The sequence below is a fragment of the Nocardia sp. MH4 genome, from assembly GCF_019266065.1.
GTDB lineage: Bacteria > Actinomycetota > Actinomycetes > Mycobacteriales > Mycobacteriaceae > Nocardia > Nocardia canadensis.
The window spans coordinates 65,400-78,562 of the sequence record NZ_LPNR01000111.1 but is presented as its reverse complement, the minus strand read 5'-3'; the positions used below and the strand labels follow the sequence as shown (position 1 = coordinate 78,562).

The following is a 13,163-nucleotide window of genomic DNA, read 5'->3' as shown; positions in this document are numbered from 1 at the left end:
GGCGCCCCGTCGACGTGACGAGGCGCCCGGTGGGTGGGAGACTACGCGGCGACCTGTTCGGGGCGCAGGGTTTTCATCGGGGGGCGGTCTTCGAGGGAGACCTCGGTGGAGTGGGCGATGAATTCGCCGCCGATCATCGGGAACTGGGTGAGCGCGGCGCCGGAGTCGATGACGCCGCTGCGGCCCAGGGCGGTGCCGAGGATCTGGCGGCTCATCACGCCGAGATCGGCCAGCGGGCGATTGCGGTGGGTGCGCACGCCCAAGTTGACCTGGGTGATGGCGTCCATGCCCATCTGGTCGTAGGTGTCGAGCAGCAAGCCGATCTCGACACCGTAGCCGGGGGCGAAGGGAACGGCGGTGAGCAGTTCGCGGGTGCCCGCGTACTCCCCACCGAGTGGCTGCAAGACCTGGGACAGTTCGGGCCGCAGGGCCGCCAGCAGCGGCCGGGCGACGAGCTCGGTGACCCGGCCGCCGCCGTTGGCGTCGACGGACTCGCCCTGGCGCAGCGGACGGCGGTAGTAGGCCTTGGACAGATGCGTGCCCGGCATGGTCAGCAGCGGGCCCAGCAGCTTGGGCACGAAGTCGGGATCGGGGTCGATCAGATCGGAGTCGACGAAGGCGATGAGATCGCCGGCGGTACAGGCCAGCGAGCGCCACAGCACCTCGCCCTTGCCGGGGACCGGTTCGAGCTCGGGAACGGCTTCCTCACGGGTGATCACCTCGGCGCCCGCCGCGCGAGCGCGTTCGGCGGTGGCGTCGGTGGAGCCGGAGTCGAGCACGATCAGTTCGTCGACCAGTGTGCCGAGCAGCGGCCGGATGCTGGCCACCACCGCGGCGACGGTGTCTTCCTCGTTCAGCGCGGGCAGCACCACCGAGACGGTGCGACCCGCCTTGGCGGCGACCAGTTCGCCGACCGTCCAGTCAGGGGTGTCCCAGGTATGGGTAGTGGCCCAGGCGGGCTCGCGGTGTTGGATTTTCATGCCAGACCTCGCAGAGTTCGTGCGGGGGGCCGGATGCCCTGGATCGCGGCGATCATGTCCACCACCCGCCGGGTTTCGGCGACCTCGTGGACCCGGAAGATTCGAGCGCCCGCGGCGGCCGACCACGCGGTCGCCGCCAATGTGCCCTCGACCCTTTCGGTCAGACCGACACCTAAAGTCTCCCCGATAAAATCCTTGTTGCTCAGTGCCATCAAGACTGGCCATCCGGTTTTTACAAGACCGTCGATTCCGCGCAACAACTCGAGCCCGTGATAGGTGTTTTTCCCGAAATCATGGGTGGGATCGATCACGATGCCATCGCGGCGCACCCCCGCGGCCGCCGCGTTGTCGGCCGCGGCGACAACGGTCGCGGTCACCTCGGCGACCACATCGGCATAGCGGACCCGGTGCGGGCGGGTGCGCGGAATCGCGCCGCCGGTGTGGCTGCAGACGATGCCCGCGCCCGTCTCGGCGGCCACGTGCACCAGCTCGGGGTCGGCTCCGGCCCAGGTGTCGTTGACGAGGTCGGCCCCGGCCGCGACCGCGCTGCGGGCGACATCGCCGCGCCAGGTGTCCACACTGATCAACAGGTCGGGATACTTCGCGCGGATCGCCGCCACGAACGGCACCACCCGCCGCGTTTCCTCGGCGGCGTCGACCGTGGCGCCAGGCCCGGCCTTGACCCCGCCGATATCGACCAGGTCGGCGCCCTCGTCGACCGCGCGGGCCACCCGGTCCATGGCGGCCTCGTCGCTGAACGTCGCGCCGCGATCGTAGAAGGAATCGGGCGTGCGATTCACGATCGCCATGACCAGGGCCCGATCCGTCTCCACCGGCCGCCCGCACAAGGTGGGGCCGGGCCGCCCCCGCGCGATTTCCGCCGACGGGTCGGAACCGCTACTGCTGGCGCTGCGGGCAGGCGGTTGTTCGTGTGGTCGGGGTTCGGGCGTGCCCGACGAGGTACCCATGTTCATGCGAGCTCAGACGTTACCTTGCTAGCGCGGGGCCTGACCGGCCGCGACGTCGGCCGCGTAGCCGTCGTAGGCGGGGACGTAGCCGGTGGCCGGGCCGGACAGGACGTAGAGCCGACTGTCCGGGTCCGGGGTGTAGCCCTGTTTGCGCAGCTCCACTTTGCGGCTCTTGAACGTCGAGGTCTGCTCCAGTTCGGCCACCACCCGGACGAACAGCGGGATCGCGTAGATCGGCAGACGCTGGTAGACCGTCGCGGCCAGCGACTTGCCGTCGAATTCCGCGCCGGGGCGCAGGGTGACCGCGGCCATGCCCGCCTTGCCGTCGGTGCCGGGGATGTCGACGCCGTAGACGACGGCCTGCTCGATGTTCTCGTCGTGGTCGAGCGCGCCCTCGACCTCGGTGGTCGCGACGTTCTCGCCCTTCCAGCGGAAGGTGTCGCCGAGCCGGTCGACGAAGGCGATGTGCCAGAAATGCTGGTCGCGGACCAGGTCGCCGGTGTCGAACCAGCAGTCGCCCTTCTTGAAGCCGTCGCGGACCAGCTTGGACTCCGAGGCCCGCTTGTCGGTGTAGCCGTCGAAGGGCTGACGATCGTTCACCTTCGCCAGCAGCAGGCCGACGCCGCCCGAGCGCACCCGGCGCAGCTTCCCGTCGCGCCCGCGCTTGGCCTTGCCGGTCTCGTCGTCGTACTCGACGACGGCGTAGGGCAGCGGGCACAGACCGGCGGTGCGATCGAGGCCGAAGGCGTTGACGAAGGCCAGCGGCGCCTCGCTGGACCCGTAGAACTCGACCACCCGGCCGATCCCGAACCGGCTGCGGAACTCGTCCCACAGTTCCGGGCGCAGGCCGTTGCCGACGGCCAGGCGCACCCGGTTGTCGCGCTCGGCCTGCCGCACCGGCTGGTTGAGCAGGTAGCGGCACAGTTCGCCGATGTAGATGAACGCGGTCGCGCGCTCGCGGGCGATCTCGTCCCAGAAGCCCGAGGCCGAGAACTTGCGGCTGAGCACGTAGGTCGACTCGCCCGCCAGCACCGCCGACAGCGCGACCGTCAGCGCGTTGTTGTGATAGAGCGGCAGACAGCAGTACAGACCGTCGTCGGCACGCAGCCGGACCCCGAGGCCGCCGAGCCCGGCCATGCTCTTGGTCCAGCGGTGGTGGGTCATCACGCTGGCCTTGGGCAGGCCGGTGGTGCCGGAGGTGAAGATCAGGAACGCGCGTTCGCCGGCGGTCACCCGCGCGCACACCGCCGGGTCGGCATCCGGTGCGGTGCGGGCGGATTCGGCCAGTTCCTCGGCGGCGAGGACGTGCTCGGCGGGCGCGGGCAGCGAGGCCAGCGCCTCCCCGCATTCGGCGCCGACCACGGTGAGCACGCTGTCGAGCAGGCCGATGCTGTGCGCGAGCACCTGATCGCGCTGGTTGTAGTTGAGCAGGCCGACGGTGCCGCCGAGCTTGAGCACCGCGAGCACGGTGAACAGCGTCTCGGGACGGTTGGTCATCAGCACGCCGACCACGTCGCCGCGGCGCACCCCGCGCCCCGACAGCACCGACGCGTACCGGTTGACCTCGCTGTTGGCCGCGCGATAGGTGTAGGAGCGGCCCTCGAACCGCAGGAACACCCGATCGGGCCGCCGGTGCGCGACGCGCTGGAAGTACAGGCCGATGGAGGCTTTGTCCTTGGGCCCCACCAGCATTCCGCGCGCGTTGCGCAGCATGCCGGGCGCGTCGAGCGCCATGGCGGGCAACGCCTTGGCGAGATCGAACACGCTGACGGTCGAGCGGGCGTCGTTGCTCACGTCGAATTCTCCTAGCCCTGAGCCGGTTCCAGCGCAGCGAAGGCGGCGGGCAGATCGGCGACCACGGTGATGCGGTCGCGCGCCTGCCGCGTCACGATTCTGCGTTCGTACAGTTCATCGATCCAGCGGAAGAGCCCGCCGTAGAAGCCGTCGGCGTCCAGCACCACCACCGGTTTGGCGTGTTCGCCGAGGTAGCCGCCGGTCCAGGTCTCGAACAGTTCCTCGAGCGTGCCGACCCCGCCGGGCAGGGTGAGGAAGGCGTCGGCGCGGGCCTCCATCAGCTGCTTGCGCTGACGCATGGTGTCGGTGACCAGCAGTTCGTCGGCGTCGACATCGGCGACTTCCTTGTGCACCAGGTGTTTCGGGATCACCCCGATGGTGTGCGCCCCGCCCGCGCGGGCGGCGGTGGCGACCGCGCCCATCATCGACACATGGCCACCGCCGGAGACCAGTTGCCAACCGCGCCGGGCGATCTCGGTGCCGACGCGGGCGGCCAGGCTGATCAGGTCGGGATCGGTGGTACTGGCCGAGCAGTAGACGCAGATCGAGTACGGCGCGCTCACCACTCGTCCTCGGTGCCGAGCCGCTCGATGTTCGCGTGATCGCCGGTCTCGCCCTGGATGATCCGCACGACCTCCTCGACGCTGTCGGTGAGCTGGATCAGGTCGAGGTCTTCCGCGGCGATCTTGCCCGAGCCGGCCAGCGACTCGCGCAGCCAGTCGACCAGGCCGGACCAGTACGCGGTGCCGAACAGGATGATCGGGAAACGGGTGATCTTGCGGGTCTGCACCAGGGTCAGCGCCTCGAACAGCTCGTCGAGGGTGCCGAACCCGCCGGGCAGGCAGACGAAGGCCTGCGAGTACTTCACGAACATGGTCTTGCGGACGAAGAAGTACCGGAAGTTGATACCGAGATCGACCCACTCGTTGAGGCCCTGCTCGAACGGCAGCTCGATGCCGAGCCCGATCGAGTAGCCGCCCGCCTCCGAAGACCCGCGGTTGGCGGCCTCCATCGCGCCGGGCCCGCCGCCGGTGATCACCGCGAAACCGGCCTTGGTGAGCGCGGCGCCGATCGCCATGCCCGCCGCGTATTCGGGATGGTCCTTGGACGTGCGCGCCGAACCGAACACGGTCACCGCGGGCGGCACCTCGGCGAGCGCGCCGAAACCCTCGACGAACTCGGCCTGGATCCGCAGCACCCGCCACGGATCGGTATGCACCCAATCGCTGTCCTGGCGGGTGTCGAGCAGATTCCGGTCGGCGGTCCGCACACCCTGCTTGCGTTCGCGGCGAAACATCACCGGCCCACGGAACTTCGCCGTCGATTTGACCTTCCCAGCCTGATCAGCGGAATCGGTAGACATGCCCCCACGCTACTGGGTCGGGTCGAACACCAGTCGTCAGCGGGCTGACAGGTAGGTGCGCAGCATCGCGGTGACGGCGGTGATCTGGCTCAGCGGCACGTGCTCGTCGCGCTTGTGCGCGAGGTTGGGATCGCCGGGGCCGAAGTTGACCGCGGGGATGCCGCGCGCCGCGAAGCGGGAGACGTCGGTCCAGCCGTACTTGGCCCGGACACCGCCGCCGCCGTGGGCGTTGACCGAGTCGATCAGGGTGCGCGCGGCGGGCGCGGTGAGGCCGGGCAGGGCGCCGGGCGAGGAGTCGGTCACCACGAACTCGACGTCGAGCCCGGCGACGACCTCGCGCACGTGCGCAACGGCCTGCTCGACGGTCCGGTCGGGCGCGAAACGGAAGTTCACATCCACCTCGGCGACATCGGGCACCACATTGCCCGCGACCCCACCGGAGACCCGCACGGCCGACAGCCCCTCGCGGTACACGCAGCCGTCGATGTCGACCTCGCGCGCCTCGTAGGCCGACAACCGCGCCAGTACCGGCGCCAGCCCGTGGATGGCGTTCTCGCCCAGCCAGGCCCTGGCCGAGTGCGCGCGCACGCCGGAGGTCGTCAGCCGGACCCGCAGCGTGCCCTGGCAGCCCGCCTCGATCCAGCCGCCGGAGGGCTCACCCAGAATCGCGAGGTCGCCGTCGAGCCACTCGGGCAGCTCGCGCTCGATCTGGCCGAGGCCGTTGAATTCCGCGGCGATCTCCTCGCCGTCGTAGAAGATCAGCGTCAGATCGTGGGCCGGGTCGGCAATAGTGGCCGCCAGATGCAGGAACACCGCGTCGCCGGACTTCATGTCGACGGTGCCGCAACCGAACAGCACCGGCTCCCCACCGACCTCGTCGGGCCGGCTCGGCACGTTGTCGGCGATCGGCACGGTGTCGAGATGACCGGCCAGGATCACCCGCGTCGGCAGCCCGCGGTTTGTGCGCGCCAGCACCACGTTCCCGTGCCGCAGCACCTCGAACCCGGTGGTCTGCTCCCGCAATGCCTGCTCCACCAGATCCGCGATCTTGGCCTCGTCGCGCGACACACTGGGAATGTCGACCAGGGCGGCGGTCAGCTGGACGGGATCGGCACGCAAATCGAGAGTCACATCTCGACAGTAGTACGGACGCCGCCCCGGCTCGCCGCGTTCACCGGGCGGCGCGTTCGCACGAAGCGGCCACTCGACGTCGGGCAGCCGAGAACGCGGCCACTGCCGACGCTCTGCCCTGAACCGGTGGACGCCCGGGTCTGCGGACGATCGCCGTCCGCACACCCGGGTTCGGTGTCCGGCCCGGGGGTGGCCGACACAAAGCGTCGCGGACCCGGCAAAATGAACTCCGTGAGCATTCAGGGAGCAACCGCAGTCGGTATCGCCAACGTGACCTCGGACGGCACCGTCCTCGACACCTGGTACCCCAGCCCCGAGCTGGGCGAATTCACCGAGACCGGCTCCAAGCGCGTCGACGCCGCCGAGGCGGGCGAGTTCGCCGAGCTGCTCGGTGTCGACGCGGCGCGCGGCGTCGAGGTGATCGCGGTGCGCACCACGATCGCCGACCTGTCGGCCGCCCCGGTCGACGCGCACGACGTCTACCTGCGCCTGCACCTGCTCTCGCACCGCCTCGTGCAGCCGCACGGCCTGAGCCTCGACGGCCAGTTCGGCCTGCTCAGCAATGTGGTGTGGACCAACCACGGCCCGTGCGCGGTGGACGGCTTCGAGCAGACCCGGCTGAAGCTGCGCGCCCGCGGCCCGGTCACCGTGCTCAGCGTCGACAAGTTCCCCCGCCTGGTCGACTACGTGGTGCCCTCGGGCGTCCGCATCGGCGACGCCGACCGGGTCCGCCTCGGCGCGCACCTGGCCCCGGGCACCACCGTCATGCACGAGGGCTTCGTCAACTTCAACGCGGGCACCCTGGGCAATTCGATGGTCGAGGGCCGCATCTCGGCCGGTGTCGTGGTCGGCGACGGCACCGACGTCGGCGGCGGCGCGTCGATCATGGGCACCCTGTCCGGCGGCGGCACCCAGGTGATCTCGGTGGGCGAGCGCTCGCTGCTCGGCGCCAACTCCGGCCTGGGCATCTCGCTGGGCGACGACTGCGTGATCGAGGCGGGCCTCTACGTCACCGCGGGCACCAAGGTCACCGGCCCGGACGGCACCGTGGTCAAGGCCGCGACCCTGTCCGGCCAGAACAACCTGCTGTTCCGCCGCAACTCCACCACCGGCGCGGTCGAGGTCGTCCCGCGCAAGGGCACCGGGATCGAGCTCAACGCCGCGCTGCACGCGAACGACTGAGCCAGGCTTTCCGGCGGCCCCGCACTCGCGCGAGTGCGGGGCCGCTGCTGTTTCCGGACCCACGTCCGCGACCGCCCGATCGACAGTGACGAGCGTCACCATCACAACCGGGCGTCCACCCGCATCCCATGGTCGACCCAGTTCTTTCCGGCAGGAGGCAGACGATGGACATCGTGGTGATCGGCGCAGGGTACGCGGGCACAGGGGCGGCGAACCGGCTGGCGAAGAAGGTGCCGACAGCCCGGATCACCGTGGTCAATCCACGGCCCGATTTCGTTGAACGGGTGCGGCTGCACGAGCACCTGGCCGGCACGGGCACGGCCGCGACTCCCCTCGCCGAGATGCTCGTGCCCACCATCGCGACCCGGGTGGCGGGCGCGGACAAGATCGGCGACGGGACCGTGACCCTCGACGACGGGACCGAGCTCGATTTCGACTACCTGTTCGTCGCCGTCGGCAGCACGGCCGCGCCGCTGCCCGGCGCGATTCCGGTCGGCACGTGGGAGGGCGCCGAACAGGCCCGCACGGCGCTGGCGGCGCTGCCCGCCGACCGGACCGTCACCGTCGTCGGGGGTGGGCTCACCGGCATCGAGACCGCGGCCGAGCTCGGACAGGCCCGACCGGATCTGCGCATCCGGCTGGTGGGGGCCGAGATCGGCGCGAGCTTGTCGGCGGGCGGACAGCGGCGGGTGCGGCGCGGATTGGCCAGGCTGGGCGTCGAGGTCGTCACCGGCGCGGTCGAGCGCGTCGGCGACGGCACGATCGAGCTGAGCTCGGGCGCCGCGCTCGCGTCGGACCTGACGCTGTGGGCGGTGGTGTCGGCCGTGCCCGACCTGGCCGCGCGCAGCGGGCTCGCGGTGAACGCGGGCGGTAGGGCGCTGGTGGATCCGTACCTGCGCAGCGTGACCGATCCGCGGGTGTTCGTCGTCGGTGACTGCGCCGCGGTGCCCGGCGCGCGCATGGCCTGCGCGACCGCGGCGCCGCAGGGCGCGCACGCGGTGGATACGCTCGCCCGGATGATCGAAGAACGCGAGCCGCAGCCGTATTCGATGGGATACGGCGGCCAGGCGCTGAGTATCGGCAGGCGCGACGCCGTCGTCCAGGCCTCGCGCCGCGACGACAGCCCGCTGCCGGTCTCGTTCGACGGTCGCGGCGCGGCGTTCGCCAAGGAGCGCATCGTCCGCTACGCCGCGTGGGCCGCGCGCACCGGCAACAGCGTGTGGTTGAGCGGCCCGAAACAGTGACCACCGAGCCCGAGCGGGTGTTCGCCGAGAACCGCAGACTGCTGTTCTCCATCGCCTACGAGATCCTCGGCTCGGTCGTCGACGCCGAGGACGTGCTGCACGACAGCTACCTGCGCTGGCGCGAGGCCGACCACGCGAGCGTCGAGAATCCGCGCGCCTACCTGGCCCAGATCGTCACCAGGCAGGCGATCGGCGTGCTGCGCTCGGCCGCGCGCAGGCGCGAGGAGTACATCGGGCCGTGGCTGCCCGAGCCGCTGGCGGCGGCGTCCGAGGGTGGGGTCGAGCATGTACTGACCGGCGAGGCGGTGACCACCGCGATGCTGCTCGTGCTGGAGACGCTGACGCCGGTACAGCGCGCGGTCTTCGTGCTCCGCGAGGTCTTCGCGTTCAGCTACGCCGAGATCGCCGCGGCGGTCGGCAAGTCCGAAACCGCGGTGCGGCAACTGAATCAGCGGGCCAGGGATCGCGTGCACGAGAAGCGGCACACCGCGATCGCGACCCCGGCCGAGGCGCAGTCGGTGGTGGAACGGTTCTCGATCGCGGCGGCCACCGGCGATGTGCAGGCGCTGATGGACGTGCTCGCGCCCGATGTGGTCTATATCGGCGACGGCGGCGGCGTGGTCAACGCGGTGCGCAGGCCGGTCCTCGGCCCGGACAAGGTGGCGCGCTTGGTCATCGGCCTGCTCGCCAAGGGCGACCGAATGGGCGAGGTGGGCGTGCGCGTCGGCGTCTTCAACGCGATGCCCGGCGTGGCCGTGACGATCGACGGCGTCCTGGACCAGGTGACCTCCATCGAGGTCACCGACGGCGTCGTCACGGCGGTGTACTGCGTGCGCAACCCCGAAAAGCTCAGCGCGGTACGGATTCCGGGGTGAGACCGAAGGCGATGACCCTGGTCGGGTGGATTCGGATGAGCGCGTCGGGGCGCTCGGTGATGTAGGACTCGACCTCGGTCAGCGCCTCGGCGGTGCCGCGGATCTCCAGACAGCGCACCCGCCACGGCCGCACCGAGGCGATGTCGTCGACGACGAACGCGACGTGCTCGTTGTCGGCGAGATTGCGGAACTTCTTGGAGGCGGCCATGTTCCAGCCCGCGATGTCGATGGTCCCGAGCTCGGCGTTGTAGCGGAAGCCGACGGGGTTGTTCTGCGGGGTCCCGTCGGCCCGCACGGTCGCCAGCCTGCCCAATTTCTGGGTGGCCAGGTAGTCGAGATGCTCGGGCGTCAGCGTTGCGCTCATGCCCCGACCGTAGGACCTGAACCGCACTCGAGGTCAATCCCCGGCTCTCGACGACGGCGCCGACCCGCGCTAGGCTGCCAGTTATACGGAACCGTATAACTGGAGGATCGTCATGGCACTTCCCCCTGGTCAACGCGCGGTCGAGGGCTTCCCGCGCTTCGGCACCCACCTCCACCACCCGCCGCCACCGATCCCCGCCGATCCGGGAATCGAGCTCGGCGGAGCGCTCACCGACACCGTCACGCTGTCGCCGGCCGCACTCGCGGAGCTCCCCCGAACGCGGATGCTGGCCGACTTCCACTGCGTCGCCGGATGGTCGGCGACCGGGCTGCGCTGGGAGGGCATCCCCTTCGAGACCTTCTACCGGCTGCGGGTCGAACCACTGCTGCGCCCGGACGCGCGGATCAGCCACGTCGTCTTCGCGGGGCTCGACGGATACCAGTCGATCGTGCTGCTCGACGACGTCCTGACCGGCGACGTCCTGCTCGCCGACCGGCTCGACGGACAACCGCTCGACAGCGACCACGGCGCGCCGATCCGGCTGGTGAGCCCGAGCCAGTACGGCTTCGTCAATACGAAACACCTGTGCCGCATCGAGTTCCACGTCAGCGAGCCGCCCGATCCCGAACGGTTCTCCCCGCTCGCGGCCCACCGCAGGGCGCGGGTGTGGGCGGAGGAACGGCATCGCTATCTGCCCGGCCGCGCGGTACGGCCCATCTATCACGCGCTGATCGGACCGATCCGGAAACTCAGCGCGCGCGGGAGCACCACACGGCCCCGCTGAGTCAGCCGAGCAGCTTCTTCTGCACCTTGCCCATGGCGTTGCGCGGCAGCGCGTCGACGAACCGGACCTCGCGGGGCCGCTTGTGCGCCGAGACCTGGGCGCCCACATGGGCGATCAGCTCGGTGCCGAGCTCGGCGGAACCGCCGTCGCGCGGCACCACGAAGGCGACGATGCGCTGGCCCAGGTCGTCGTCGGGCAGGCCGACCACCGCGACCTCGGCGACCGCCGGATGGCCGAGCAGCGCGGTCTCGATCTCGCCGGCGCCGATCCGGTAGCCGCCGGACTTGATCAGGTCGATGGACTCGCGTCCGACGATGCGGTGGAATCCGTCGGCGTCGATGACGGCCACGTCACCGGTGCGGAACCAGCCGTCCTCGGTCCAGTCCGCCGCGGTGGCGTCGGGACGGTTGAGGTAACCGTCGAACAGCATCGGGCCGCGCACCTGGAGCGCGCCGATGCTCTCGCCGTCATGCGGGACCGCGGCGTCGGATTCGTCGCGCAGCCGGGTTTCCACGCCGCGCACGGGCGTGCCGACCCAGCCCGGCCTGCGCTCGCCGTCGGCGCGGGTGGACAGGGTGATCATGGTTTCGCTCATGCCGTAGCGCTCCACCGGCGGCTGCCCGGTGAGCTCGGCCAGCTTCTCGAACACCGGCACCGGCAGTGGCGCGCTCCCCGACACCAGTAGTCGCGCCTTGCCCAATTGCCGTGCCGAATCGGGCTTTTCGACGATCCGTGACCACACCGTCGGCACCCCGAAGTACAGGCTGCCGCCCGCCGCCGCGTAGGCCTCGGGCGTCGGCTTGCCGGTGTGGATCACCGGGCTGCCGACCCGCAGCGGCCCGAGCAGGCCCAGGATCAGCCCGTGCACGTGGAACAGCGGAAGCCCGTGCACGAGGGTGTCTTTCCAGGTCCAGCCCCACGCCTCGGCGAGCGCGTCGAGGCCGGCCGCGATGGCAGCGCGGCTGAGCATCACGCCCTTGGGCGCGCCGGTGGTCCCGGAGGTGTAGAGGATGAAGGCCGTCGACGCGGGATCGGGTTCGGGGTAGGTGTGCCAGGACCGCGCGTGCAGCCGCACCGGCACCACCGGCAGCCCGGTGCCCTCCGCCGCCGCGCCGAGCCAGGCCTGCGCACCGGAATCGCGCAGGATGTGCTCGAGTTCGGCCGCACCGGAATCGGGCGGCACCGGCACCACCGTCACGCCGGCGATCAGACAGCCGACCACGGCCAGCACGGTGCGCACGGTCGGTTCGGCCAGCACCGCGACCCGGTCGGCGCGCGCGATCCGCTCGGCCACCGAGGTCGCCGCACCCAGCAGATCGGAGCGCGACAGAGTGGCATCATCGATGGTGACGGCGTCGGGAATGTCGGCACCGGCGGCGACGGCGACCGGATCGAGCGAGGCGAGCAGCAGCGGCGGACCGTAGGGCATCCGTCCACGCTAACGCGGCGCGGTTCGGCCCGCGCGCGCCGCCGTCCGTTGACTCCCCGACGACATGATGAGACATTCATCATATAGTTCTCTCACCGATGAAGGGGTCAACGATGACCATCCTTGCTCGCGCACGTTCGGGTCGCACCGAACCGGCCGAATTCGACATCCGGGACTACGTGGACGGTTCGACCGCCTTCTGGGGCGCGACCGCGAACGTGATCATGCAACTCAGCCTGGCGCCCGTCGGCTACGGCGTCGCGGAATCCCGAGTCCACAGCGGCAGCATCATGCGGCATCCGGTGAAACGAACACGCACCACCCTGACCTATCTCTCGGTGGCCCTGATGGGCGATGACGCCGATCGCGCCGCCTATCGGACCGCGATCAACGGCGCGCACAAGTACGTCCGCTCGACCGCGGACAGCCCGGTGCAGTACAACGCCTTCGACAAGAACCTGCAGCTGTGGGTGGCTGCGTGCCTGTACTGGGGCGCGGTCGACGTGATGGCCCGCATCTACGGCCCCGCCGACGACGACATCGCCGACACCTTCTACGAATACGCCCACCGCCTGGGCACTACTTTGCAGGTCCCGAGGCAGATGTGGCCGGCCGATCGCGCCGCCTTCGACGCCTACTGGACCGAACATCTGCCGCAGGCGCACATCGACGCCACCATCAAGGCCTACTTCGACGACCTGCTCGATCTGAAGATGATCAGCCCGGCCCTGCGGCTGCCGTTCGCCCGGTTCCACCGCTGGTTCACCACCGGCCTGCTCCCCGCCCACCTGCGCGACGAGATGGGTATGACCTGGACCGACCGCGACGAACGCACGCTCAACCGGCTGATGCGGGCGAGCGGCAGGGTGACGGGCCGGCTGCCGCGGGTGATCCGCAACTTTCCGTTCAACCTGACTCTGGCCGACATGCGCCGCAGACAGCGCCGGGGCAAGCCACTGATCTGACCGGTCCTGCCGCGCGCCTTCCGCGCCGACCTGCGACGTTCGGGTTTCATACCCACGATCGGTCCGTCGCACAGAACCGGAGGA

Annotated in this window: 13 protein-coding genes; 5 read left to right on the top strand and 8 right to left on the bottom strand. The window is 70.4% G+C overall.

The genetic code is table 11. From position 1 onward, the window contains the following. Positions 1-41 precede the first annotated feature (41 nt). Genes ATM97_RS21755 through dapE form a run of 6 tightly spaced genes read right to left on the bottom strand, consistent with a single transcriptional unit; the run spans position 42 to position 6,236 of the window. Complete coding sequence (locus ATM97_RS21755) at positions 42-980, bottom strand: glucosyl-3-phosphoglycerate synthase (RefSeq protein ID WP_218719889.1); 939 nt, start codon at positions 978-980, stop codon at positions 42-44. Continuing rightward, positions 977-1,948 (bottom strand): dihydropteroate synthase, encoded by a 972-nt coding sequence (folP, locus tag ATM97_RS21750; protein ID WP_218719962.1) that lies wholly within the window; start codon positions 1,946-1,948, stop codon positions 977-979. Before folP ends, ATM97_RS21755 begins: the two co-directional genes overlap by 4 nt. A 27-nt stretch (positions 1,949-1,975) precedes the next feature. Continuing rightward, entirely contained in the window at positions 1,976-3,742 is a 1,767-nt protein-coding gene (locus ATM97_RS21745) for a long-chain-acyl-CoA synthetase (protein WP_218719888.1), read from the bottom strand. An 11-nt stretch (positions 3,743-3,753) separates the two neighbouring features. Then, complete coding sequence (locus tag ATM97_RS21740) at positions 3,754-4,308, bottom strand: TIGR00730 family Rossman fold protein (protein ID WP_374104892.1); 555 nt, start codon at positions 4,306-4,308, stop codon at positions 3,754-3,756. Next, positions 4,302-5,105 carry a TIGR00730 family Rossman fold protein gene (locus tag ATM97_RS21735; protein WP_218719886.1) on the bottom strand — a complete coding sequence of 268 codons (804 nt, stop codon included), beginning with the start codon at positions 5,103-5,105 and terminating at the stop codon, positions 4,302-4,304. The genes ATM97_RS21740 and ATM97_RS21735 overlap by 7 nt, the downstream gene beginning before the upstream one ends. A gap of 36 nt (positions 5,106-5,141) precedes the next feature. Further along, positions 5,142-6,236 carry a succinyl-diaminopimelate desuccinylase gene (dapE, locus tag ATM97_RS21730; protein WP_218719885.1) on the bottom strand — a complete coding sequence of 365 codons (1,095 nt, stop codon included), beginning with the start codon at positions 6,234-6,236 and terminating at the stop codon, positions 5,142-5,144. A 231-nt stretch (positions 6,237-6,467) separates the two neighbouring features. Here dapE and dapD point away from each other — a divergent pair, with 231 nt between their 5' ends. The 3 genes from dapD (at position 6,468) to ATM97_RS21715 (ending at position 9,537) form a co-directional block, all read left to right on the top strand. Further along, positions 6,468-7,418, top strand: a complete 951-nt coding sequence (dapD, locus tag ATM97_RS21725; protein WP_218719884.1) for a 2,3,4,5-tetrahydropyridine-2,6-dicarboxylate N-succinyltransferase — start codon at positions 6,468-6,470, stop codon at positions 7,416-7,418. Positions 7,419-7,582: 164 nt separating this feature from the next. Further along, positions 7,583-8,662: an NAD(P)/FAD-dependent oxidoreductase gene (locus ATM97_RS21720; protein ID WP_218719883.1), complete on the top strand. Its 1,080-nt coding sequence runs from the start codon at positions 7,583-7,585 to the stop codon at positions 8,660-8,662. Next, positions 8,659-9,537: an RNA polymerase sigma-70 factor gene (locus ATM97_RS21715; protein ID WP_218719882.1), complete on the top strand. Its 879-nt coding sequence runs from the start codon at positions 8,659-8,661 to the stop codon at positions 9,535-9,537. Before ATM97_RS21720 ends, ATM97_RS21715 begins: the two co-directional genes overlap by 4 nt. Here ATM97_RS21715 and ATM97_RS21710 read toward each other — a convergent pair. Next, positions 9,512-9,901: a PPOX class F420-dependent oxidoreductase gene (locus tag ATM97_RS21710; protein ID WP_218719881.1), complete on the bottom strand. Its 390-nt coding sequence runs from the start codon at positions 9,899-9,901 to the stop codon at positions 9,512-9,514. The two genes, ATM97_RS21715 and ATM97_RS21710, sit on opposite strands and share 26 nt — an antisense overlap. 112 nt (positions 9,902-10,013) lie before the next feature. On the opposite strand from ATM97_RS21710, the gene ATM97_RS21705 reads away from it, so the two are divergent. Beyond that, positions 10,014-10,685 (top strand): molybdopterin-dependent oxidoreductase, encoded by a 672-nt coding sequence (locus ATM97_RS21705; protein WP_218719880.1) that lies wholly within the window; start codon positions 10,014-10,016, stop codon positions 10,683-10,685. A gap of 1 nt (position 10,686) precedes the next feature. Here the strand turns inward: ATM97_RS21705 and ATM97_RS21700 are convergent, their stop codons facing one another. Beyond that, complete coding sequence (locus tag ATM97_RS21700; RefSeq protein WP_218719879.1) at positions 10,687-12,114, bottom strand: acyl-CoA synthetase; 1,428 nt, start codon at positions 12,112-12,114, stop codon at positions 10,687-10,689. A 113-nt stretch (positions 12,115-12,227) separates the two neighbouring features. Here ATM97_RS21700 and ATM97_RS21695 point away from each other — a divergent pair, with 113 nt between their 5' ends. After that, the gene (locus ATM97_RS21695; protein WP_218719878.1) at positions 12,228-13,079 is read left to right on the top strand and encodes an oxygenase MpaB family protein; all 852 of its coding nucleotides are present in this window, start codon (positions 12,228-12,230) and stop codon (positions 13,077-13,079) included. The last annotated feature ends 84 nt before the right edge of the window (positions 13,080-13,163 follow it).

Bases quoted from the DNA above. Each gene is read 5' to 3' on its own strand.
- ATM97_RS21735 (WP_218719886.1), bottom strand. From the start codon at position 5,105: ATGTCTACCGATTCCGCTGATCAGGCTGGGAAGGTCAAATCGACGGCG.
- ATM97_RS21695 (WP_218719878.1), top strand. From the start codon at position 12,228: ATGACCATCCTTGCTCGCGCACGTTCGGGTCGCACCGAACCGGCCGAA.
- ATM97_RS21705 (WP_218719880.1), top strand. From the start codon at position 10,014: ATGGCACTTCCCCCTGGTCAACGCGCGGTCGAGGGCTTCCCGCGCTTC.
- ATM97_RS21720 (WP_218719883.1), top strand. From the start codon at position 7,583: ATGGACATCGTGGTGATCGGCGCAGGGTACGCGGGCACAGGGGCGGCG.
- folP (WP_218719962.1), bottom strand. From the start codon at position 1,948: ATGGGTACCTCGTCGGGCACGCCCGAACCCCGACCACACGAACAACCG.
- ATM97_RS21700 (WP_218719879.1), bottom strand. From the start codon at position 12,114: ATGCCCTACGGTCCGCCGCTGCTGCTCGCCTCGCTCGATCCGGTCGCC.
- ATM97_RS21710 (WP_218719881.1), bottom strand. From the start codon at position 9,901: ATGAGCGCAACGCTGACGCCCGAGCATCTCGACTACCTGGCCACCCAG.
- ATM97_RS21755 (WP_218719889.1), bottom strand. From the start codon at position 980: ATGAAAATCCAACACCGCGAGCCCGCCTGGGCCACTACCCATACCTGG.